The organism is Pseudomonas sichuanensis, from assembly GCF_003231305.1.
GTDB lineage: Bacteria > Pseudomonadota > Gammaproteobacteria > Pseudomonadales > Pseudomonadaceae > Aquipseudomonas > Aquipseudomonas sichuanensis.
The window spans coordinates 58,876-81,510 of record NZ_QKVM01000025.1 but is presented as its reverse complement, the minus strand read 5'-3'; the positions used below and the strand labels follow the sequence as shown (position 1 = coordinate 81,510).

At 65.1% G+C, this 22,635-nt stretch carries 21 protein-coding genes; 11 read left to right on the top strand and 10 right to left on the bottom strand.

Annotated features, from left to right (window positions below; all coding sequences use genetic code 11):
• Nucleotides 1-252: 252 nt before the first annotated feature.
• The 4 genes from rarD to DM373_RS15025 form a co-directional block, all read right to left on the bottom strand.
• Entirely contained in the window at nt 253-1,140 is an 888-nt protein-coding gene (gene rarD / locus DM373_RS15040; RefSeq protein ID WP_110994325.1) for an EamA family transporter RarD, read from the bottom strand.
• A 64-nt stretch (nt 1,141-1,204) separates the two neighbouring features.
• Nucleotides 1,205-2,179 (bottom strand): serine/threonine protein kinase, encoded by a 975-nt coding sequence (locus DM373_RS15035; RefSeq protein WP_110994324.1) that lies wholly within the window; start codon nt 2,177-2,179, stop codon nt 1,205-1,207.
• A 69-nt stretch (nt 2,180-2,248) separates the two neighbouring features.
• The gene (locus tag DM373_RS15030; RefSeq protein ID WP_110994323.1) at nt 2,249-3,013 is read right to left on the bottom strand and encodes a TOBE domain-containing protein; all 765 of its coding nucleotides are present in this window, start codon (nt 3,011-3,013) and stop codon (nt 2,249-2,251) included.
• Between the two features lie 57 nt (nt 3,014-3,070).
• Nucleotides 3,071-3,808 (bottom strand): ComF family protein, encoded by a 738-nt coding sequence (locus DM373_RS15025; RefSeq protein WP_110994322.1) that lies wholly within the window; start codon nt 3,806-3,808, stop codon nt 3,071-3,073.
• Nucleotides 3,809-3,897: 89 nt separating this feature from the next.
• On the opposite strand from DM373_RS15025, the gene bioB reads away from it, so the two are divergent.
• The 9 genes from bioB (at nt 3,898) to DM373_RS14980 (ending at nt 14,350) form a co-directional block, all read left to right on the top strand.
• Entirely contained in the window at nt 3,898-4,956 is a 1,059-nt protein-coding gene (bioB, locus tag DM373_RS15020) for a biotin synthase BioB (RefSeq protein ID WP_110994321.1), read from the top strand.
• A gap of 2 nt (nt 4,957-4,958) precedes the next feature.
• Nucleotides 4,959-6,131 carry an 8-amino-7-oxononanoate synthase gene (bioF, locus tag DM373_RS15015; RefSeq protein ID WP_110994320.1) on the top strand — a complete coding sequence of 391 codons (1,173 nt, stop codon included), beginning with the start codon at nt 4,959-4,961 and terminating at the stop codon, nt 6,129-6,131.
• On the top strand, nt 6,124-6,855 hold the full coding sequence (locus DM373_RS15010) for an alpha/beta fold hydrolase (protein ID WP_110994319.1): 732 nt from the start codon (nt 6,124-6,126) through the stop codon (nt 6,853-6,855). Before bioF ends, DM373_RS15010 begins: the two co-directional genes overlap by 8 nt.
• Nucleotides 6,848-7,672, top strand: a complete 825-nt coding sequence (gene bioC / locus DM373_RS15005; protein WP_110994318.1) for a malonyl-ACP O-methyltransferase BioC — start codon at nt 6,848-6,850, stop codon at nt 7,670-7,672. The genes DM373_RS15010 and bioC overlap by 8 nt, the downstream gene beginning before the upstream one ends.
• Nucleotide 7,673: 1 nt before the next feature.
• Nucleotides 7,674-8,354: a dethiobiotin synthase gene (bioD, locus tag DM373_RS15000; protein WP_110994317.1), complete on the top strand. Its 681-nt coding sequence runs from the start codon at nt 7,674-7,676 to the stop codon at nt 8,352-8,354.
• A 132-nt stretch (nt 8,355-8,486) separates the two neighbouring features.
• Nucleotides 8,487-8,783 (top strand): pyrroloquinoline quinone biosynthesis protein PqqE, encoded by a 297-nt coding sequence (locus DM373_RS14995; RefSeq protein ID WP_110994316.1) that lies wholly within the window; start codon nt 8,487-8,489, stop codon nt 8,781-8,783.
• A gap of 265 nt (nt 8,784-9,048) precedes the next feature.
• Nucleotides 9,049-10,854, top strand: a complete 1,806-nt coding sequence (locus DM373_RS14990) for a phenylacyl-CoA dehydrogenase (protein WP_110994315.1) — start codon at nt 9,049-9,051, stop codon at nt 10,852-10,854.
• A gap of 310 nt (nt 10,855-11,164) precedes the next feature.
• On the top strand, nt 11,165-12,448 hold the full coding sequence (locus tag DM373_RS14985; protein WP_110994314.1) for a GGDEF domain-containing protein: 1,284 nt from the start codon (nt 11,165-11,167) through the stop codon (nt 12,446-12,448).
• A gap of 123 nt (nt 12,449-12,571) precedes the next feature.
• The gene (locus DM373_RS14980; protein WP_110994313.1) at nt 12,572-14,350 is read left to right on the top strand and encodes an acyl-CoA dehydrogenase C-terminal domain-containing protein; all 1,779 of its coding nucleotides are present in this window, start codon (nt 12,572-12,574) and stop codon (nt 14,348-14,350) included.
• Between the two features lie 396 nt (nt 14,351-14,746).
• On the opposite strand, the gene DM373_RS14975 is transcribed toward DM373_RS14980, so the two are convergent.
• Entirely contained in the window at nt 14,747-15,670 is a 924-nt protein-coding gene (locus DM373_RS14975) for a LysR family transcriptional regulator (protein WP_110994312.1), read from the bottom strand.
• Nucleotides 15,671-15,881: 211 nt separating this feature from the next.
• Between DM373_RS14975 and DM373_RS14970 the strand changes: the two genes are divergently transcribed.
• Both DM373_RS14970 and DM373_RS14965 read left to right on the top strand, forming a co-directional pair.
• Entirely contained in the window at nt 15,882-17,159 is a 1,278-nt protein-coding gene (locus DM373_RS14970) for an aspartate aminotransferase family protein (RefSeq protein WP_110994311.1), read from the top strand.
• 164 nt (nt 17,160-17,323) lie between these two features.
• Nucleotides 17,324-17,482: a YqaE/Pmp3 family membrane protein gene (locus tag DM373_RS14965; RefSeq protein ID WP_009681539.1), complete on the top strand. Its 159-nt coding sequence runs from the start codon at nt 17,324-17,326 to the stop codon at nt 17,480-17,482.
• 121 nt (nt 17,483-17,603) lie between these two features.
• On the opposite strand, the gene DM373_RS14960 is transcribed toward DM373_RS14965, so the two are convergent.
• The 5 genes from DM373_RS14960 to pqqB all read right to left on the bottom strand — a co-directional run bounded on the left by DM373_RS14960 (nt 17,604) and on the right by pqqB (nt 22,574).
• Nucleotides 17,604-19,427 carry a S9 family peptidase gene (locus DM373_RS14960; protein WP_110994310.1) on the bottom strand — a complete coding sequence of 608 codons (1,824 nt, stop codon included), beginning with the start codon at nt 19,425-19,427 and terminating at the stop codon, nt 17,604-17,606.
• On the bottom strand, nt 19,393-20,541 hold the full coding sequence (gene pqqE / locus DM373_RS14955; protein ID WP_110994309.1) for a pyrroloquinoline quinone biosynthesis protein PqqE: 1,149 nt from the start codon (nt 20,539-20,541) through the stop codon (nt 19,393-19,395). The genes DM373_RS14960 and pqqE overlap by 35 nt, the downstream gene beginning before the upstream one ends.
• Nucleotides 20,513-20,788, bottom strand: a complete 276-nt coding sequence (pqqD, locus tag DM373_RS14950) for a pyrroloquinoline quinone biosynthesis peptide chaperone PqqD (protein ID WP_110994308.1) — start codon at nt 20,786-20,788, stop codon at nt 20,513-20,515. The genes pqqE and pqqD overlap by 29 nt, the downstream gene beginning before the upstream one ends.
• Nucleotides 20,785-21,540 (bottom strand): pyrroloquinoline-quinone synthase PqqC, encoded by a 756-nt coding sequence (pqqC, locus tag DM373_RS14945; protein ID WP_110994307.1) that lies wholly within the window; start codon nt 21,538-21,540, stop codon nt 20,785-20,787. The genes pqqD and pqqC overlap by 4 nt, the downstream gene beginning before the upstream one ends.
• 122 nt (nt 21,541-21,662) lie before the next feature.
• On the bottom strand, nt 21,663-22,574 hold the full coding sequence (pqqB, locus tag DM373_RS14940; RefSeq protein ID WP_110994306.1) for a pyrroloquinoline quinone biosynthesis protein PqqB: 912 nt from the start codon (nt 22,572-22,574) through the stop codon (nt 21,663-21,665).
• Between the last annotated feature and the right edge of the window lie 61 nt (nt 22,575-22,635).

The window sequence follows — 22,635 nt, the reverse complement described above, 5'->3', positions numbered from 1 at the left end:
GGCCTTGTGCCGCGATGGGGCGCGAAGCGGCCCTGAGGTGGTTATCCCGATTTAACGGGGACGCTCCTGTGGATAACCTGGGGGCGTACCGCTACAGCCCAACAACGGTGCAGGCTGGCGGGATTTGAGCAAAAAACACCCCGTAATCAGTAGCTTGTGCACAAACCACGGGGACGAGGGTGTGGATAACCTCTGGAGCGCTTGCTGCAGGCCACGCGCCGCGTGGCCTGCAGGGCTTTGATCGTTATTTGATCAGCCGCGCTTACGCAAACTGAGCCAGGCATCGACGCTGTAAACGGCCAGGCCCGCCCAGATACAGGCGAAGGCCATTAATGTGCTGGACGACAAATGCTCGCCGAACAGCAGCACCGCCTGCAGCAGCACCAGAGTCGGCGCCAGGTACTGCAGGAAGCCCAGGGTGGTGTACGGCAAGTGACGGGCGGCGGCGTTGAAGCACACCAACGGCACCAGGGTCACCGGGCCGGCGGCGATCAGCCACAGCGCTTCGCTGCTGCTGAAGAAGTCCAGGCTGGCGCTGTTGGCAGTGGGGTGCAGCAGCAGCCAGCCGATGGCCAATGGCACCAGCATCCAGGTTTCCACCACCAGCCCCGGCAACGCGGCCACTGGCGCCTGTTTACGAATCAAGCCATAGAAGCCGAACGACAGCGCCAGTGCCAGCGACACCCATGGCAGGCTGCCGACCTGCCACACCTGCTGCGCCACACCCAATGCCGCCAACCCTACCGCCAGCCATTGCAGGCGGCGCAGGCGCTCGCCGAGCAGCAGCATGCCCAGCAGCACGTTGATCAGCGGGTTGATGTAGTAGCCCAGGCTGGCCTCGAGCATGCGCCCGTTGTTCACAGCCCACACGTAAGTCAGCCAGTTGCCGGCGATCAGCGTGCCGCTCAGGGCCAGGATGGCCAGGCGGCGTGGGTTGTCACGCAGTTCGCGCCACCAGCCGGGGTGTTTCCACACCAGAAGCAACAACGAGCCGAACAGCGCCGACCAGAGCACCCGATGGACGATGATTTCCACCGCCGGGACGCTCTGGATGGCTTTGAAGTACAGGGGAAACAGGCCCCAGATGATGTAGGCGCCGAGGCCCAGAATGTACCCGCGGCGCGGGTTGGCGGCGTGCATGCAGAATCCTTGCTTAGGTAGCTAAATAACGCGACGCCTATTGTAGACAGAGCACGTTGTTCATCTAGAACAATTTCAGCGGTTGTTCATCCAGCGCAGCCATCTGTTCGCGCAGCGCGAGGATCTGGTCGCCCCAGTAACGCGGCTGGCCAAACCAGGGGAAGCTCGGCGGGAACGCCGGGTCGTCCCAGCGCCGCGCCAGCCAGGCGCTGTAGTGCAGCTGGCGCAAGGCGCGCAGGGGCTCGATCAGGGGCAGTTCGCGCGGGTCGAAATCGTGGAACTCGTTGTAGCCGTCGATCAGTTCGGCCAACTGGCCGAGGCGCTCTTCGCGGCTGCCGGCGAGCATCATCCACAGATCTTGTACCGCCGGGCCCATGCGGCAGTCGTCGAGGTCGACGACGTGGTAAGCCTCGTCGCGGTGCATCAGGTTGCCGGGGTGCAGGTCACCGTGCAGGCGGATCAGCTTGTGCGGGGTGCGTGCGTAGATGTCCTCGACGCGCTTGAGCAGGTCACGGGCCACCGATTCGAAAGCTGGAAGCAGCTCGCGGGGGACGAAATTGCCTTCGAGCAGGGTGCGCAGGGAGGCGTGGCCAAAGTTGTCCACAGCCAGCTGTTCGCGGTGTTCGAAGGGGCGGGTGGCACCGACCGCGTGCAGGCGGCCGAGCAGTTGGCCGAGACGGTAGAGCTGGTCGAGGTTGCCTGGCTCGGGCGCATGCCCGCCGCGGCGAGGGAACAGGGCAAAGCGAAAGCCCTGATGCTCGAACAGCGAACGGCCTTCGTGCTGCAGCGGCGCAACCACCGGCACCTCGCAGTCGGCCAGTTCGGCGCTATAGGCATGCTCTTCGAGAATGGCCGCGTCGCTCCAGCGCCCTGGGCGATAGAACTTGGCGATCAGCGGCTGCGCGTCCTCGATACCCACCTGGTAGACCCGGTTTTCGTAGCTGTTCAGTGCCAGGACACGGGCATCGCTGAGAAAGCCGAGGCTTTCCACGGCGTCCAGCACGAGGTCGGGGGTGAGGGTGTCGAAGGGGTGGGACATACAAGGCTCCAGGCGCGGGGACAGCGTGGGCGCATGGTAGCGCATTCCTCGCGGCAACCGCGGGCAGCGCTATACCGGTACGCCCAGCAGTACATAGGAGGGATGGAACTGCACCCGGATCTCGCACCCTGCCTGTACCTGATGCTGCTCCAGCCATGGCTGCTCGGCGATCGCGCACAAGGTCTGGCCGTTGCCCAATACCAGGCGTACTTCACGCTGCTCGCCGTCATCGGCCAGGACTTCCTCGACCGTGGCCTTGAGGCAATTGCTGCCGTGCTCGGCCTGCTCATCGGCGCCCAGCAACTGCAGCCAACCCGCTTTGAGCAGCGCCAGCACCGTGGCGCCCAGGGTCAGCTCGAGCCGTTCGGTACTGCCACGGGTGATCAAGGCTTCAATCTCCAGCCCGCCGCCGAGGGTCAGGCTGATCCGGTCATGCCGGCCCTCGCGGCGCAGGCCGCTGATTCGCCCCTGCAACTGGTTGCGGGCACTGGTGCGCAGCATCAGGCGCCCGAGCAAGTCGAGGTCGCTGGTGTGCTCTGCGGCTTCGAGCATCTGTGTCTGCAAGGCTTGCAGGCGCTGGTACAGGCGCAGCACGCGTTCGCCCTCGGCGGACAGCCGTGCGCCGCCACCACCGCGCCCGCCCGTGCTGCGCTCGACCAACGGCTGGTCGGCGAGGTTGTTGAGCTCGTCGATGGCGTCCCAGGCGGCCTTGTAACTGATGCCGGCGGCCTTGGCGGCGCGGGTGATCGAGCCTTGTTCGGCGACATGCTGCAGCAGGGCAATGCGTTGGGGGCGGCGGGCGATGTGCTGGGTGAGCAGGGCGGGCAGGGACATGGGCGGGTTTCGGTTGTGCGGAAGATTGCCCGACGTTGCCGCCCGCACTCGGTCAAGTCAAGCCTGATCGGGCCGGGGCGTGCGCGCCAGGCAATAGATGTCGACGCGCCGGGCGCCCTGTTTGCGCAGCAGGCGGGCGATGGCCTGGGCGGTGGCGCCGGTGGTCAGCACATCATCGATTACTGCCAGGTGCAGGCCTTCGACTTCAGCGCCCGGGGCGAGGGCGAAGGCCTGGCGCAGGTTGCGCCGCCGGGCCCTGGCCCCCAGGGCCTGCTGGGCCTGGGTGTCGCGCGTGCGTTCGAGAAGCTGTTCGTCGCAGGGCAGTTGCAGTTGAGTGGCCAGCCAGCGGGCCAGCATCGCCGCCTGGTTGAAGCCGCGTTGGCGCAGGCGACGGCTGGCCAGGGGGACGGGCAACAACCGGTCAGGCCGTGGCAGGTGCTCGTTGAAGCGATGCTCCAGGGCCTGGCCGAGCAACTGTGCCATCAAGCGGCCCATCGGCCACTGGCTGTTGTGCTTGAAGCGGCTGATCAGGCTGTCGACCGGAAAGCCGTAATGCCACAACGCAACGACCTGTTGGAACGCCGGCGCGCGGCGGCGGCAGCTGGCGCAGGTAAAGCCGTCCATCGGCAGTGGCAGCCCGCAGCGGCGGCACTGTTCGTGGAGCCAGGGCAGTTCGCTTTCGCAGGCCATGCACAGCGGCCAGGGCTGTTGCGCGGGTTCGTCGCAGAGCAAACAGATATGGTCAATATTTATACACTTGTAAACCAGTGCTTTTGCGTTCGGTTGACAGTTCATGGTCCTTCCGTAACTATGCGGGCTATCCGTGATGCGCTGGCGGGCTTTCCTGTCCCGGCGTCAGTCAGACCATAGATAAGGAAACGCCGATGAGCGCCAGCACAATTGCAACCACACGTCACGACTGGTCCCTGGCCGAGGTCAAGGCGCTGTTCCAGCAGCCGTTCAACGACCTGCTGTTCCAGGCGCAGACCATGCATCGCGCGCACTTCGACCCCAACCGCGTACAGGTATCGACCTTGCTGTCGATCAAGACCGGCGCCTGCCCGGAAGACTGCAAGTACTGCCCGCAGTCCGGCCACTACAACACCGGGCTGGAAAAGCAGAAGCTGATGGAAGTGCAGAAGGTGCTGGAAGAAGCCGCCCGGGCCAAGGCCATCGGCTCCACCCGGTTCTGCATGGGCGCTGCGTGGAAGCACCCGTCGGCCAAGGACATGCCCTACGTGCTGGAGATGGTCAAAGGGGTCAAGGCCATGGGCCTGGAAACCTGCATGACCCTCGGCAAGCTCGACCAGGAGCAGACCGTGGCCCTGGCCCAGGCCGGCCTGGACTACTACAACCACAACCTCGACACCTCGCCGGAGTTCTACGGCAGCATCATCACCACCCGCACCTACAGCGAACGCCTGCAGACCCTGGCCTACGTGCGTGATGCCGGCATGAAGATCTGCTCCGGCGGCATCCTCGGCATGGGCGAGTCGCTGGACGACCGCGCAGGCCTGCTGATCCAGCTGGCCAACTTGCCTGAGCACCCGGAATCGGTGCCGATCAACATGCTGGTGAAAGTCGCCGGCACGCCGCTGGCTGAAGAGGAAGATGTCGATCCGTTCGATTTCATCCGCATGCTGGCCGTGGCCCGCATCCTCATGCCTAAGTCCCACGTGCGCTTGTCCGCCGGCCGTGAACAGATGAACGAGCAGATGCAGGCCCTGGCTTTCATGGCCGGCGCCAACTCGATCTTCTACGGCGAAAAACTGCTGACCACCGCCAACCCGCAGGCCGACAAGGACATGCAGCTGTTCGCTCGCCTCGGCATCAAGCCCGAAGCCCGTGAGGAGCACGCCGACGAAGTGCATCAGGCCGCCATCGAGCAGGCAGTGGTCGAGCAGCGCAACAGCGCACTGTTCTACGACGCAGCCTCGGCCTGAGCATGGCCTTCGACCTCGCCGCGCGGCTGGCCGAACGGCGTGCCGCGGACCTTTACCGTCAGCGGCCACTGCTGCAGAGCCCGCAGGGGCCGCAGGTGGTGGTCGATGGCCAGCCGCTGCTGGCCTTCTGCAGCAACGACTACCTGGGCCTTGCCAACCACCCCGAGGTGATCAAGGCCTGGTGCGACGGCGCCGAGCGCTGGGGTGTCGGCGGCGGCGCCTCGCACCTGGTGATCGGCCACAGCACACCGCACCACCAGGTCGAGGAGGCCCTGGCCGAATTGACCGGGCGCCCGCGGGCGCTGTTGTTCTCTACCGGCTACATGGCCAACCTTGGTGCCATCACCGCGCTGGTGGGGCAGGGCGACACGGTGTTGCAGGACCGCCTCAACCATGCCTCGTTGCTGGATGGCGGGCTGCTCAGCGGGGCGCGTTTCAGCCGCTACCTGCACAACGATCCGGCCAGCCTGGCCAGCCGCCTGGGCAAGGCCACCGGCAATACGCTGGTGGTCACCGATGGCGTGTTCAGCATGGACGGCGACTGCGCCGACCTGCCTGCCCTGGCTGAAGTGGCCCGCGCCCGTGGTGCCTGGCTGATGGTCGACGATGCCCATGGCCTGGGTACCTTGGGTGCCAAGGGTGGCGGTATCGTCGAGCACTTCGGGCTGGGTATCGAGGATGTGCCGGTGTTGATCGGCACGCTGGGCAAAGCCTGCGGCACGGCGGGTGCCTTCGTCGCGGGCAGCGAGGAACTGATCGAGGCGCTGGTGCAATTCGCCCGCCCCTACATCTACACCACCAGCCAGCCACCGGCGCTGGCCTGCGCCACGCTCAAGGCGCTGGAGCTGCTGCGCCGGGAAACCTGGCGGCGCGAGCACCTGGCGGCGTTGATCCGCCAGTTCCGCGAGGGCGCCGAGCAGATCGGCCTTAAGCTGATGGACAGCTACACGGCGATCCAGCCGATCCTGATCGGTGATGCCGCCCGGGCGATGGCGTTGTCGCGTCGGCTGCGCGAGCGTGGCCTGCTGGTGACGGCGATTCGCCCACCTACCGTACCCGCCGGCAGCGCGCGGCTGCGGGTGACGCTGAGCGCCGCCCACAGTGAGGCGCAGGTCCAGCTATTGTTGAATGCATTGGCCGAGTGTTATCCGCCGCTGGAGGCCGCCGATGCGTAACCGTTTGATCCTTCTGCCCGGCTGGGGGCTGGGTACTGCGTCACTGGAGCCGCTGGCCGCCAGCCTGCGTGCCCAGGACCTGCGCCTGCAGGTGGAGCTGATGCCGCTGCCGGAGCTGCCCCACAGCGACGTGCAGGCCTGGGTCGAACACCTCGACCGGCAGTTGCCGGCCGATGCCTGGCTGGGCGGTTGGTCGCTGGGTGGCATGCTCGCCAGCGCCTTGGCCCACAAGCGTGGCGACCACTGCTGCGGGCTACTCACCCTGGCCAGCAATCCCAGCTTCGTCGCCCGGCCGGACTGGCCCCATGGGATGGCGGCGGACACCTTTGGCACCTTCCTCGATGGCTGCCGCAGCCATACGCAGGTCACCCTCAAGCGCTTTCGCACCCTGTGCAGCGACGGCGCGTTGCAGCCGCGCACCTTGTTGCGTCAGTTGGGGGTGGGCGTGCCCGATACCGACCCGTTGTACCTGGCCACCGGCCTGGAAGTGTTGGCCAAGCTGGATACCCGCGCGGCACTGGAGCAGTACGGCGGCCCGCAACTGCACCTGTTTGCCGGCAGTGACGCGCTGGTTCCGGCGGAGGCGGCCAAGGCGTTGAGCGAGTTGTTGCCGGACGTGGAAGTCGGCCTGGTCGAAGACAGTTCCCACGCCTTCCTGCTGGAATATCCGCAGGAGCTGGCGGCGGGCATCAAGAGTTTTTTGCATGAGAGTGGCGATGACTGACCTTTCCCAGCCGAGCCTGCCCGGCGGCCTGCCAGACAAACGCCAGGTGGCGGCTTCGTTCTCCCGTGCCGCCGCCAGCTACGACAGTGTCGCAGCCTTGCAGCGTGCGGTGGGGCTGACCCTGCTGGACAAACTGCCGGACGGCCTGGCGCCTGAGCGCTGGCTTGACCTGGGCAGCGGCACGGGGCATTTCAGCCGGGTGCTGGCGACGCGTTTCGCCGGTGCCAGCGGCGTGGCCGTGGATATCGCCGAGGGCATGCTGCGCCATGCCCGTGAGCAAGGTGGTGCGCAGTATCACGTGGCGGGCGATGCCGAGCGCCTGCCGCTGGCCGATGGCAGTGTCGACCTGCTGTTCAGCAGCCTGGCGGTGCAGTGGTGTGGCCAGTTCGGCAGCGTCCTGAGCGAGGCCGGGCGGGTGTTGCGCCCGGGCGGTGTGATGGCGTTCAGCAGCCTGTGTGTCGGTACGCTCGATGAGCTGCGCGCCAGTTGGCAGGCGGTAGACGGCATGGTCCACGTCAACCGCTTCCGCCATTTCGAGGACTACCAGCGCCTGTGCGCGGGCAGTGGCCTGGAACTGATCGGCCTGGAACGCCGCGCCCATGTGCTGCACTACCCGGACGTGCGCAGCCTGACCCACGAACTCAAGGCACTCGGCGCGCACAACCTCAACCCTGGGCGCCCTTCCGGGCTCACCGGGCGGGCGCGGATGCAGGGGCTGCTGCAGGCTTACGAGCAGTTCCGTCAGCCCCAGGGGCTGCCGGCCACCTACCAGGTGGTCTATGGTGTGCTGCGTCAATCTGCGGCAGAGGGGCAGTAACATGAGCCAGGCCTATTTCATCGCCGGCACCGACACCGACGTTGGCAAGACCACCATCGCCGCCGGCCTGCTGCATGCGGCGCGACAGCATGGCTTGAGTACCCTGGCAGCCAAACCGGTGGCGTCTGGTTGCGCGGTCACCCCCAAGGGGTTGCGCAACAGCGATGCCCTGGCGCTTATCGATGAAAGCTCGATCAAGCTGCCTTATGAGGAGGTCAATCCTTTCGCCTTCGAGCCGGCCATCGCGCCCCATGTCGCCGCGCGCGAAGCCGGGGTAGCGCTGAGTGTGCCGACGTTGCTGGAAGCCATGCACCATGTGCTGGCGCAGAATGCCGATTTCACCCTGGTCGAAGGTGCCGGGGGATGGCGCGTGCCGCTTTCGGGCCATGCCAACCTGTCGGACCTGGCGATTGCCCTGAGGCTGCCGGTGATCCTGGTGGTCGGCGTGCGCCTCGGGTGTATCAATCACGCCCTGCTCAGTGCCGAGGCGATTGCCCGGGATGGCCTGCAACTGGCCGGTTGGGTGGCGAATATCGTCGACCCTCGGACATCGCGGCTGGAAGATAACCTTTCCAGCCTGGCCGAGCGGCTGCCCGCGCCTTGCCTGGGGCGGGTGCCATGGCTCAAGCAGGCGAGTGCGGATGCGGTGGCCGCGCATCTGCAGCTGGATCTGCTGGACTAGACGGCCTGCCGGATGGGGGCATGATCCGGGTCTATTGGCTGGCACTAGGCTATTAGGGATTTAAACGGGCCTTTTTCCGGCCGGCCTGCTTTAATAAGCCCTGTTCATTACCCAGCGTCACGGAGTCCTGACATGGAAATCAACGCAAGCTCCGCCTTCTACGCAGGCCTGGGGGCCATCCAGAACGGGCAGAACCGCGTCGACCAGGCTGCCCAGCAGATCGCCAGTGGCGCCGTCGAGCGTGGCAACACCAGCCAGTCCACCGATTACCAGGCCGAGCGCCTGCGTGGCGTCGACCGCAGCCAGCAGATGGACCTGGCCACCAGCACCGTGCAACTGGCGCTGGGCAAGCAGGAAGTCGAACTGGGCGCCAAAGTCGCCAAGGCCTCGGACGAAATGCTCGGTCGGTTCATCGACACCTACGCCTGATCGTCACCTCACATTCAGCAACATCGCGGGGCAAGCCCGCTCCCACGCCCCGCCCTGCGGCATTGCGTGGGAGCGGGCTTGCCCCGCGATGCGTTTAGAGGGTTGTGGCGTAAATGTCATGTTGGGCGGCGTAAATGCCATTGAGCCTTCCTTGACATCGCAGCCACCTAAACGTAAGTTTCAAACAACTGTTTGATCGATAGCCGCCAAGCGTTGGTCGGTGTCAGCGGTCTCCCCAGAGAACTCATCACAGAGGTTCATCGCAATGCCTGATTACAAAGCTCCCTTGCGTGATATCCGCTTCGTCCGCGACGAACTGCTTGGCTATGAGGCGCATTATGCGAGCCTGCCGGCCTGCCAGGACGCCACGCCAGACATGGTGGACGCGATTCTTGAAGAAGGCGCGAAATTCTGTGAGCAGGTATTGGCCCCGTTGAACCGTGTCGGTGACCTGGAAGGCTGCACCTGGAGCGAGTCGGGCGTGAAAACCCCGACCGGCTTCAAGGAAGCCTACGAGCAGTTCGTCGAAGGCGGCTGGCCGAGCCTGGCCCATGACGTCGAGCACGGCGGCCAGGGCCTGCCTGAGTCGCTGGGCCTGGCCCTGAGCGAGATGGTCGGTGAGTCGAACTGGTCGTGGGGCATGTACCCAGGCTTGTCCCATGGTGCGATGAACACCATCTCCGAGCACGGCACCCCCGAGCAGCAGCACACCTACCTGACCAAGCTGGTATCCGGTGAGTGGACCGGCACCATGTGCCTGACCGAGCCGCACTGCGGTACTGACTTAGGGATGCTGCGCACCAAGGCCGAGCCTCAGGCCGACGGCAGCTACAAGGTTTCCGGCACCAAGATCTTCATCTCGGCCGGTGAACACGACATGGCCGACAACATCGTCCATATCGTCCTGGCCCGTCTGCCCGATGCGCCTGCCGGCACCAAAGGCATCTCCCTGTTCATCGTGCCCAAGTTCCTGCCAAACGCCGAAGGCGGCGTCGGTGAGCGCAACGGCGTGAGCTGCGGCTCGCTCGAGCACAAGATGGGTATCCACGGCAACGCCACCTGCGTCATGAACTTCGACAGCGCCACTGGCTACCTGATCGGCCCAGCCAACAAGGGCCTGAACTGCATGTTCACCTTCATGAACACCGCACGCCTGGGCACCGCACTGCAAGGCCTGGCCCACGCTGAAGTGGCGTTCCAGGGCGGCCTGAAGTACGCCCGCGATCGCCTGCAGATGCGCTCCCTGACCGGCCCGAAAGCGCCTGAAAAGGCGGCCGACCCGATCATCGTCCACCCCGACGTGCGTCGCATGCTGCTGACCATGAAGGCCTTCGCCGAAGGTAACCGTGCGATGGTCTACTTCACCGCCCAGCAGGTGGATATCGTCAAGTACAGCCAGGATGAAGAGGCCAAGAAAAAGGCCGACGCACTGCTGGCCTTCCTCACCCCGATCGCCAAGGCCTTCATGACCGAAGTCGGCTTCGAAGCCGCCAACCACGGCGTGCAGATCTACGGTGGCCACGGCTTCATCGCCGAGTGGGGCATGGAGCAGAACGTGCGCGACAGCCGCATTTCCATGCTGTACGAAGGCACCACCGGCATCCAGGCCCTCGACCTGCTCGGCCGCAAGGTGCTGATGACCCAGGGCGAGGCGCTCAAGGGCTTCACCAAGATCGTCCACAAGTTCTGCCAGTCGCAGGAAGGCAACGAAGCTACCAAAGAGTTCGTCGAGCCGCTGGCCGCGATCAACAAGGAGTGGGGCGAACTGACCATGAAGATCGGCATGGCAGCGATGAAGGATCGCGAGGAAGTCGGTGCCGCTTCGGTGGACTACCTGATGTACTCCGGCTACGCCTGCCTGGCCTACTTCTGGGCCGACATCGCTCGCCTGGCCGCCGAGAAGCTGGCTGCCGGCACCAGCGAAGAGGCGTTCTACACCGCCAAGCTGCAGACTGCGCGCTTCTACTTCCAGCGCATCCTGCCGCGCACTCGCACGCATGTCGCGGCGATCCTGTCCGGTGCCGACAACCTGATGGCGATGAAGGAAGAAGACTTCGGTCTGTCCTACTAAGCCAGCCGGTTGTAGCAAAACCGCCTGCCGTTACCGGCAGGCGGTTTTTTTTCGTCCGTCGATTCAGCTGACCAGTGGCGGTGGCCCGCTAGACAGGGGCTCAGGCATCTCCAACGCGACCGCGAAGCAAGCCCGTTCTTACAGGAAGCAAGGAAAAGTCTGCAGAGATGTCGCATCCAGAAACGAGTGTGGCTCAAGCATGCACGCCTGCCTGCCGTTAACCCGACGTCAAAATTTCATCTATTCAGGTGCACAGTGGATGAAGTAGGGGCACAATGCCATTATTGATCTGCCGGGTCGGAGATTACCCTTGTTTCGTCTATCCGCTGTACGCGCGAGCCACTTCCTGCCTTCGCTGATTCTTTTGTTGTCGGGCCTTGCCGCGGCCTATGTGAGGGACCTGAGTGTCTTCTTCACATCGCTGTTCAATGTGCTGCCCACCTTGGTCCTGCTGCTGGGCGGGGCCTATTGCGCGGTGTATCGCCGACAGCGTGAACTGTTTCTGATGGTCACGGTGTACATCGCCTATTTCCTGCTCGACACCCAGACCGACTTCTACCGCGACAATGGTCGGGTGCGCGAGGATGCTGCGGTGATCTTCCACCTGGTCTGCCTGCTGCTCCCGGCGTTGTTCGGCCTGTACGCGGCCTGGCAGGAACGTACCCACCTGGCCCAGGACATGCTCGCCCGCTTTGCCGTGCTGTTCGCTGTCGGCAGCGTGGCGCTGGCGCTGGAGCAGAGCTTCCCCGAGGCCCTGTTGGGCTGGCTGGCGGAGATCCGCTGGCCGTCGCTGCATGGCCAGTGGATGAGCCTTATCCAGTTGGCCTACCCGCTGTTCATCGTCGTGTTCATCCTGCTGGTGGTGCAGTACCTGCGCGAGCCCCGGCCCTTGCATGCGGCGCAGGTCATCGGGCTGATCGGTATCTTCTGGATGCTGCCCAAGACCTTCATCCTGCCATTCACCCTGAACATCATGTGCAGCCAGGTGATGCTGATGATCGCAGCTGCAGTCTCCCACGAGGCCTATCAGATGGCTTTCCGCGACGAACTGACCGGCCTGCCGGGGCGCCGCGCTTTGAACGAGCGCATGCAGCGGCTGGGGCGCAACTACGTGATCGCCATGAGCGACGTCGACCACTTCAAGAAATTCAACGATACCCATGGCCATGACGTCGGTGACCAGGTCCTGCGCCTGGTAGCCAGCCGCCTGTCCAAAGTCACCGGTGGTGGCCGGGCCTACCGTTATGGCGGCGAGGAGTTTGCCCTGGTGTTCGCCGGCAAGACCGCCGAGGAATGCCTGCCGCACCTGGAGGCGGTGCGCGAGATGATCGCCAACTACGCCATCCAGCTGCGCGACCAGAGCAACCGCCCGCAGGACGATGGCGCTGGCCGACAGCGCCGTAGTGGGAGCGGCAGCAGTACGGTTTCGGTCACCATCAGCATCGGTATCGCCGAGCGCCAGCTTGAGCATCGCAACCCCGAGCAAGTGCTCAAGTCCGCGGACCAGGCCCTGTACAGCGCCAAGGGCGCGGGGCGTAACTGCGTGATGACCTTCGGCCAGCAATCACAGCGCGGTGCCATACGAATGGCGTGACCATAATTGGATATTCAGTCGCATGATGACCCTATGTCTCGAAAAAGTTGTTCGGTTACACTGGCTACAACCCAGTGCCGCGGTCCCGTCGGACCGCCCCGACCCTTATAGCGAGAGGTTGTCATGGCTGAATATAAAGCGCCCCTGCGCGATATGCGCTTCGTTCTCAATGAAGTCTTCGATGTGGCCGCACTCTGGTCGCAACTGCCCGCCCTGGCCGAGACGGTCGATGCCGACACCGCCATGGCCGTGCTGGAGGAGGCCGGCAAGGTCACCAGCAAGACCATTGCCCCGCTGAGCCGTGCCGCCGACGAAGAAGGCTGCCACTGGGACAACGGCGCGGTGCGCACCCCGGCAGGCTTCATCGAGGCCTACCAGACCTTTGCCGAAGGTGGCTGGGTGGGTGTGGGGGGCGATCCGCTGTTCGGCGGCATGGGCATGCCCAAGGCGATTTCCGCCCAGGTCGAAGAGATGGTCAACGCCTCGAGCCTGGCGTTCGGCCTGTACCCGATGCTCACCGCCGGTGCCTGCCTGTCGATCAACGCCCACGCCAGTGAGGCGCTGAAGGAAAAATACCTGCCGAACATGTACGCCGGCGTCTGGGCCGGTTCCATGTGCCTGACCGAGCCCCACGCCGGTACCGACCTGGGCATCATCCGCACCAAGGCCGAACCGCAGGCCGACGGCAGCTACAAGGTCAGCGGCACCAAGATCTTCATCACCGGTGGCGAGCACGACCTCACCGAGAACATCATCCACCTGGTGCTGGCCAAGCTGCCGGACGCCCCGGCTGGCCCCAAGGGCATTTCGCTGTTCCTGGTGCCCAAGTTCCTGGTCAACGAAGACGGCAGCCTCGGTGCGCGCAACCCGGCCAACTGCGGCTCGATCGAGCACAAGATGGGCATCCAGGCCTCGGCCACCTGCGTGATGAACTTCGACGAGGCAGTCGGCTATATCGTGGGTGAACCGAACAAGGGCCTGGCCGCCATGTTCACCATGATGAACTACGAGCGCCTGGGTGTTGGCATCCAGGGCCTGGCCTCGGCCGAGCGCTCTTACCAGAACGCCGTCGAGTACGCCCGTGACCGCCTGCAGAGCCGCGCACCGACCGGCCCGCAAGCCAAGGACAAGGTCGCCGACCCGATCATCGTCCACCCGGACGTGCGTCGCATGCTGCTGACCATGAAGGCGCTGATCGAAGGTGGCCGGGCCTTCTCGAGCTACGTGGCACTGCAGCTCGACAGCGCCAAGTACAGCGAAGACGCCGCGACCCGCAAACGCAGCGAAGAACTGGTGGCCCTGCTGACGCCAGTGGCCAAGGCCTTCCTCACCGACCTGGGCCTGGAGTGCACCGTGCACGGCCAGCAGGTGTTCGGTGGCCACGGCTATATCCGTGAGTGGGGCCAGGAGCAACTGGTACGTGATGTGCGCATCACCCAGATCTACGAAGGCACCAACGGCATCCAGGCCCTGGACCTGGTCGGTCGCAAGGTGGTGGCCAGCGGTGGCGCCTACTACCAGCTGTTTGCCGACGAGATCCGCCAGTTTGTCGCCGCCGCTGGCAGCGAGTTGGGTGAGTTCACCAAGCCGCTGGCGGCCTCCCTCGACCAGCTCGACGAACTGACGGCCTGGGTGCTGGACAAAGCCAAGGGCAACCCTAACGAGATTGGTGCGGCGTCGGTGGAGTACCTGCACGCGTTCGGTTATGTCGCCTATGCCTACATGTGGGCACTGATGGCCCGAGCGGCCAAGGCGGGCGAGGGCGATGCCGACTTCTACGGGGCCAAGCTGGGGACCGCACGGTTCTACTTCGCGCGGCTGCTGCCACGGGTGCATTCGCTGGTGGCTTCGGTGAAGGCGGGGAGTGATTCGCTCTACCTGCTGGACGCTGAACAGTTCTGATCAACCTGTGGGCTGCCCTGCCGCCCACTCCAGCCCGTCCGGCGCCTCGATCGGCAGCGCTTAAGCAGGGCCACGATTTTCGTGGCCCTGCTTGTAGGCATATTGTCACGGGAGTGTCGGATTGATCGCAAAGCTGGAAGCATCACCCCCTGCTGACCTCGCCGTTTGCCAATGAACGCTTTTGTAAGCTTTGGCTTACATGACGCGGTGACTTTTCGCCCCTTTCCTAAGATTGGATCCACGGTTACTCTTTCTTACATGGACGTAGCGCAGGAAGCGCAATGGACAAACAGGGACACGAAAGGATCCTGCCAGGACGGTGGGGAGATAGGGATGTCACAGGGAAACAGTCTAGGAAACCTCGCTTCGGCGGGGTTTTCTTTGTGCGCGTGTTTTTCAGCCGAGCACGTCCAGCGGCGATACGCCCAGCTGGCGCGCGTCGGTCTCTGCTTCCAGCAGGGTGCGCAGCAGCTCCACAGACGCCTGCTGGCGCTGGGCATCGCGGAACACCAGGCCGACCTTCAGCGGTACCCGTGGCTCGCTCAAGGGCTTCCACAGCAGTGCCTGGTCATCCTCGGCAGCGTCTTTGGCCCGCCCTGGCAGGACGGTAGCCAGCGCCGTGTGCGCCAGGCTGTCGAGAATCCCCGCCATGTTGTTCATCTCCGCCTGTACCTGCGGCCTGCGGCCCAGGTTGGCCAGTTGCGCCTTCCAGATCTGGCGGATCTGGAACTCTTCACCCAGCATCAGCATCGGCAGTTCGGCCGCCTGGCGTAGCGAGACCTTCTTGAAGTCTTTCAAGGGGTGGGTATTGGGGATGACCAGCTGCAACTCGTCCTCATACAGCAACAGGCCATGCAGCCCCGGTTGGCGCGGTGGCAGGTAGCTGATTCCGATATCCAGGTTACCGTTGAGCAAGCGTCGCTCGATCTCCAGCCCCGACAGTTCATAGATCTGCACCACAAGGTGCGGCTGAGCCTTGCGCACGCGTTCCAGCAGCTGCGGTACCAGGCTTGGGCGCACGGTCTGCAGCACGCCGATGGCCAAGGTACGCAGCGACTGACCCTTGAAGTTGCGCATGGCCTCGTGGGCCCGCTGCAGGCCATCGAGCAGGGGCAGAGCGTGGTTGTACAGGGTGTGGGCAGCCAGGGTTGGCAGCAGGCGTTTGTTGCTGCGTTCGAACAGGCTCAGGTCGAGGCTGTGCTCCAGCTGACGGATCTGTTGCGACAGGGCCGGCTGGGAGAGTGACAGGCGTTCGGCGGCGCGGCCCACATGGCCTTCTTCATACACCGCGACGAAATAACGCAGTTGGCGAAAATCCATAAGTAACACTTATCGAAAAAGCTGAAAAAACCAAATGGCCCCGAAGCGCCCCGAGGCCTAGTCTATCGCCGTATTCCAGTGGGTTACAGCGATCACCGAGCGTGATTGTTACCCCGGATGCAAAACACTTTTGATAGGCAAGGCAAAATATCAAATTCGGCATTCGACCGGAGGCCTTGATCGCCGCCGACCGTGAATGGCTGGAGCCCTGATGAACCTGTTCAACCTGCGTCGCCCGGCCCCTGCCGTGGCAGCGCCCAAGCCTGTTTCGGCGCCCGAGCCCGCCACGGCGCAGTTATCGCGCGAACGGCTGATGCCCGGCAGCGAGCACGCGGCGCAGGTGTTCGTGCGTGGCCAGGGTTCCTGGCTGTGGGACAGTGAAGGGCATGCCTACCTGGACTTCACCCAGGGCGGCGCGGTCAACAGCCTCGGCCACAGCCCGAGCGTGCTGGTCAAGGCGTTGGGCAACCAGGCCCAGGCATTGATCAACCCAGGCGCGGGCTACCACAGCCGCAGCCTGCTCAGGCTGGTCGAGCTCCTGTGCCAGAGCACCGGCAGTGACCAAGCCTACCTGCTCAACAGCGGCGCCGAGGCCTGTGAAGGGGCGATCAAGCTGGCGCGCAAGTGGGGCCAGCTGCACCGTAACGGCGCCTACCACATCATTACCGCCAGCCAGGGCTGCCACGGGCGAAGCCTGGGTGCGCTGTCGGCCTCCGACCCGCTGCCGTGCAACCGCTGCGAGCCGGGGCTGCCGGGCTTCAGCAAGGTGCCGTTCAACGACCTGGCCGCGCTGCATGCGGCGGTGGACTCGCGCACCGTGGCGATCATGCTCGAACCGATCCAGGGTGAGGCCGGTGTGATCCCGGCCACCCGTGAATACCTCAAGGGTGTCGAGCAGCTGTGCCGTGAACTGGGCATCCTGCTGATTCTCGACGAGGTGCAAACCGGCGTAGGGCGTTGCGGTGCCCTGTTGGCAGAACACACCTACGGCGTGCGGGCCGACATCGTCACCCTGGGCAAGGGCTTGGGCGGAGGTGTGCCTCTGGCGGCGTTACTGGCCCGTGGTTCGGCCTGCTGCGCCGCACCCGGTGAGCTGCAAGGCAGCCACCACGGTAACGCACTGATGACCGCCGCCGGGCTTGCGGTATTGCAGACCGTGCTGGAGCCGGGGTTCTGCGAGCAGGTGCAGGACAGTGGCCGGCACCTGCGCGACGGCCTCAGCCGCCTGGCCGGGCGCTATGGCCAGGGCGAGGTGCGCGGCCAGGGCCTGCTGTGGGGCCTGCAGTTGCGCGATGACGCCGCCGCAGCCTTGGTCGAGGCCGCGCTGCATGAAGGGCTGCTGCTCAATGCACCGCAGGCCGATGTGGTGCGCTTCTCGCCGGCCCTGACCGTGAGCAAGGGCAACATCGACGAGATGCTCCTGCGCTTGGCCCGCGCCTTTGCCCGTTTGCACACCCAGCAAGCCAACCGCCGCGAAGTGCCGGCCTGACCGGCCCCCCGGCGTAACGAATTCAACGAACCGTCTCGCGTTTCTGCGCATCGCCCTTGGCCTGTAGTGTTTGGCTCGGGGCGTTTTTTTTGCCTGGCGTTCAGTGATGGAACCACTGCGCGGTGCAGCTAGTCTTTGTTGAAACCCTTCAAGGAGCGTTTCGCATGGATTTCATTCGCATCATCATCGCCATCATCCTGCCGCCACTGGGGGTATTTCTCCAGGTGGGCTTCGGTGGGGCGTTCTGGCTGAACATCCTGCTGACCTTGCTGGGGTACATTCCAGGCATCGTGCATGCGGTGTACATCATCGCCAAGCGTTGATGCCCGGGCGGCCTCATCGCCGGCAAGCCGGCTCCCACAGGCAAAGTGCAGGTCTTGAGTTCGGCGCGCTCAGGTGGGAGCCGGCTTGCCGGCGAAAGGGCTGCAGGGCAGCCCCGTCCATCTACCGGCCCAACACCCGGCAATAGAACTTCCACTCCTCCTCCAGCGCATGCGCCAGGTTCGCCGCCTGGCGCAACCCATGCCGCTCGCCGGGGTAGAAATGCCCCTCGGCCTCGATGCCGTTGGCCGTGAGGGCGGCGAGCATGCTGCGGGTCTGCTCCGGTACCACCACCGCATCCAGCTCGCCCTGGAAGAACACCACCGGCACCTTGATCCGCCCAGCGTGCAGCAGCGGCGTGCGCTGGCGATAACGTTCGGCATCGCGCAGCGGGTCGCCGATCAACCAGTCGAGGTAATCGCCCTCGAACTTGTGGGTCGCACGGCCAAGTGCCTCGGGGTCGCTGACGCCATAAAGGCTGGCACCGGCACGGAAGACCTCGTGGAACGCCAAGGCGCACAAGGTGGTATAGCCCCCGGCGCTGCCGCCGCGGATAAACGCCTGGCCTGGGTCGATCAGCCCCCGCGAGGCGAGGTGGGCGACGGCGGCGCAGGCATCTTCCACGTCGCTCTCGCCCCAGCGCAGATGCAATGCCTGGCGGTAGGCACGGCCATAGCCGCTGCTGCCGCGGTAGTTGAGGTCGGCGACGGCGAAACCGCGCTGGGTCCAGTACTGGATGCGCGGGTCGAGCACCGGGTAGCAGGCCGAGGTCGGGCCGCCGTGGATGAACACCAGCAGTGGCGAAGGTGTGCCACCGGCCATGGCGGGGTAGAAGAAGCCATGGGCCACGCCATCGCCGCTGGCGTAGCGGATCGGCTGCGGGGTGCTGATATGCGCGGCGGGCAGTACTTGCGCGCCGCCTGCCAGTACCTGGACGTCATGGTTGCTGCGGTCGATGGCGATCACTGCCGGCGGGCTGATCGGCGATGCGGCGATGGCGTAGAGATGCCCGGCATCCATGGCCAGGCTGCGAAAGCGCGTATAGGCGCTGGCGTAACGCGCCATCTCGCCCGTGTTGCTGCGTAGCCCGAGCTGGCCGAAGCCGTCCTCGAACCAGCTGGCCAGGTAGCTTTGCGGGCCAAGTGCCAGCCAGGTGCAGGGCCCCAGTTGCCAAGGGGCCGCGGCGTGGTCGGCGAGTGCCGAGGGCAGGCACTGCCAGTGCCCATCGACCTCGCCCCAGGGTTGCCAGTAGCCGTCGAGGTCCGACAGGCAGTACAAGCGGCCCTGGGCATCGAAGCGCGGTTGTTGCAGGGACTCTTCGCCCCCGGCGATGCAGTGTGGCGCCCCCCACGCACCGCGTGCATCGCGCTCGCGACACATCAGGCGGGTGACGGTCCAGGGCTGATGCGGGCGGTCCCATTCAATCCAGGCCAGGCGGCGGCCATCGGCGCTGATGGCCGGTGTGGCATAGAAGTCGGCCCCTTCGGCGAGCACATCGCGCCGGCCTTCGGCTAGGGCAACCAAGCGGTGCTCGACCTCGGTGCCATGGCGCTCCTCGACTGCCAGCAGCTCACCCGCGTGCCACAACAGGTCGCCGTAACGGCAATCGGTATGCTGGGTCAGCCTGTGAGGTGGCGTGCCGTCGAGCGCCTGGAAATAGACCTGTTGATCGTTCTCGTTGACGAACGCCAGGCCATCACCCGCGAGGCAGAAGCTGCCGCCGCCGTATTCGTACACCCGGCTGCGTACACTGAAACCATCGGGGGTGAGGCAGTGGGCCTGTCGGTCGCGCCAGTGCCAGATACGGCAAGCGCCGTCGGCTGGGCGGAATTCATTCCAGAACAACCCTTGCTCGCCAGCCTTGAGCTCGGCGAAATCGGTGCCAGCGGCCACCGCCTGTGCGGCGCTGAACTCAGCCGCGGGCGATGACATGGGAGTTGCGCTCATTGCGGAAGGTCAGCTCTTCGATGGCAAGGGTGGCGTGCTCGGCCTCCTCGCGGGCCTTGAGGATGATGCCGTGATCCGGCGATTTGCCGCACACAGGGTCGGCCTTGCTGGCATCGCCGGTGAGCATGAACGCCTGGCAGCGGCAGCCGCCGAAGTCCTTTTCCTTCTCGTCGCACGAGCGACAGGGTTCGGGCATCCAGTCGTAGCCGCGGAAGCGGTTGAAGCCGAACGAGTCGTACCAGATGTGGTGCAGGTCATGCTCGCGCACATTGGGGAACTGCACCGGCAACTGGCGCGCGCCGTGGCACGGCAGGGCGGTGCCGTCGGGGGTGATGGTCAGGAACAGGCTGCCCCAGCCGTTCATGCAGGCTTTGGGGCGCTCTTCGTAGTAGTCCGGGGTGACGAAGATCAGCTTGCAGGGGTGGCCCTGGGCCTTGAGCCTGGCGCGGTATTCGTTGGTGATGCGCTCGGCCCGCTCCAGTTGCTCACGGGTTGGCAGCAGGCCCAGACGGTTGAGCTGCGCCCAGCCGTAGAACTGGCAGGTGGCGAGTTCGACGAAGTCGGCTTCCAGAGCGATGCACAGCTCGATGATGCGGTCGATCTTGTCGATGTTGTGCCGGTGCGTGACGAAATTGAGCACCATCGGGTAGCCGTGGGCCTTCACTGCCTGGGCCATCGCCAACTTCTGCGCGAACGCTTTCTTCGAGCCGGCCAGCAGGTTGTTCACCTGCTCGTCGCTGGCCTGGAAGCTGATCTGGATATGGTCCAGCCCGGCTTGCTTGAAGGCGGCAATCTTCTGCTCGGTCAGGCCGATGCCGGAGGTGATCAGGTTGGTGTAGTAACCCAGGCGCCGGGCTTCACCGATCAGTTCGGCGAGGTCCTGGCGCACCAGCGGCTCGCCGCCGGAGAAACCGATTTGCGCCGCGCCCATCTCGCGGGCTTCGGCCATCACCTTGAACCACTGCTCGGTCGTCAGCTCCTTGCCCTGCTCGGCGAAGTCCAGCGGGTTGGAGCAGTACGGGCATTGCAACGGGCAGCGGTAGGTGAGCTCGGCCAGCAGCCACAAGGGCAGGCCGACCGGCACCTCAGGCGAGGGTGATCCAGTGTTCGGCACGGGCCACCTCCATGAATTGCTCGATATCGTCGGCGACTTCGGGCACACCGGGGAACTGCTGTTCAAGCTCGCTGATGATTGCCGCAACGCTGCGTTGGCCATCGACCAGCCCGCCGATCAGGCCGGCGCTGTCGTTGAGCTTGATCATGCCTTCGGGGTACAGCAGCACATGGCCCTTCTGCGCCGGTTCGTACTGGAAACGGTAGCCGGGGCGCCAGGCAGGCACCTGTTCACGATTGAAACTCATAGGGCGATCCCCTTGTGCCAGACCCGTTCAGCCGTGACGCTGTGATAGGGCGGGCGGTTCAGTTCATAGGCCATGCTCATGGCGTCGAGCATGCTCCAGAGGATATCCAGCTTGAACTGCAGGATCTGAAGCATGCGCTCCTGCCCGGCACGGGTGGTGTAGTGCTGCAGGGTAATCGCCAGGCCGTGTTCCACATCGCGGCGGGCCTGGCCCAGGCGGGTGCGGAAGTACTCATAGCCGGCCGGGTCGATCCACGGGTAGTGCTGCGGCCAGCTGTCCAGCCGCGACTGGTGGATCTGCGGGGCGAACAGTTCGGTCAGCGAGCTGCTGGCGGCTTCCTGCCAGCTGGCGCGGCGGGCGAAGTTGACGTAGGCGTCGACGGCAAAGCGCACGCCGGGCAGCACCAGCTCCTGGCTGCGCAACTGGTCCGGGTCCAGGCCCACGGCCTGGCCCAGGCGCAGCCAGGCCTCGATGCCGCCGTCCTCGCCCGGGGCGCCGTCATGGTCGAGCAGGCGCTGGATCCACTCGCGGCGCACTTCGCGGTCGGGGCAGTTGGCCAGGATCGCCGCATCCTTCATCGGGATGTTGACCTGGTAGTAGAAGCGGTTGGCCACCCAGCCCTGGATCTGCTCGCGGCTGGCGCGGCCCTGGTACATCGCCACGTGAAACGGGTGATGGATGTGGTAATAGGCGCCCTTGGCGCGCAGGGCCTGCTCGAATTCGGCAGGGGACATCGGTGTTGCGTCATTCATTCAGCGCGCTCCCTTGGAATGATCCATCGGCCCCTGTGGGAGCGGGTTTACCCGCGAATGCTTCGGTGCATTCGCTGCCGCATTCGCGGGTGAACCCGCTCCCACAGGTTTGTGCAGCACCTTCACAATTCGATACTCATGCCATCGAAGGCCACTTCCACACCCCGACGTTGCACCTCGGCCCGTTCCGGCGAGTCTTCGTCGAGGATCGGGTTGGTGTTGTTGATGTGGATAAGCACCTTGCGCTGGCGCGGGAAGCCGTCCAGCACTTCGAGCATCCCGCCTGGGCCATTCTGCGCCAGGTGGCCCATCTCGCGGCCGGTGCGGGTGCCGACACCGCGACGCTGCATCTCATCATCCTCCCACAGGGTGCCGTCGACCAGCAGGCAGTCGGCGCCGTGCATCATCTGCAACAGCTTGTCGTCGACCTGGCCCAGGCCCGGGGCATAGAACAGCTTGCCGCCGGTGCGGGTGTCCTCCACCAGCAGGCCCAGGTTATCGCCCGGGTGCGGGTCGAAACGGTGCGGCGAGTAAGGCGGTGCGGCGCTGCGCAGGGGGAAGGGGGTGAAGCGCAGGTTGGGGCAGGCGTCGATCACGAAGCTGCCCTCGAGCTCGATGCGGTTCCAGGCGAGGCCACCGTTCCAGTGGCTGAGCATGGTGAACAGCGGGAAGCCGGTGGTCAGGTCCTGGTGGACCATGTCGGTGCACCACACCTGGTGCGGGCAGCCTTCGCGCAGGCTGAGCAGGCCGGTGGTGTGATCGATCTGGCTATCGAGCAAGACGATCGCGTCGATGCCGCTATCGCGCAGGGCGCGGGCCGGCTGCATGGGCGCAAAGGCCTGCAACTGGGCGCGGATGTCGGGCGAGGCGTTGCACAGGATCCAGTGCTCGCCGTCGTCGGACAGGGCGATCGACGACTGGGTACGCGCGCTGGCGCGCAGGGTGCCGTCGCGGTAGCCCTTGCAGTTGATGCAGTTGCAGTTCCACTGCGGGAACCCGCCGCCGGCGGCGGAACCGAGAATCTGGATGTACATGGCTGATCTTTACCCGAAAACCGTATCCGAAAAACGACAACGCCCCGGCTGGCCGAGGCGT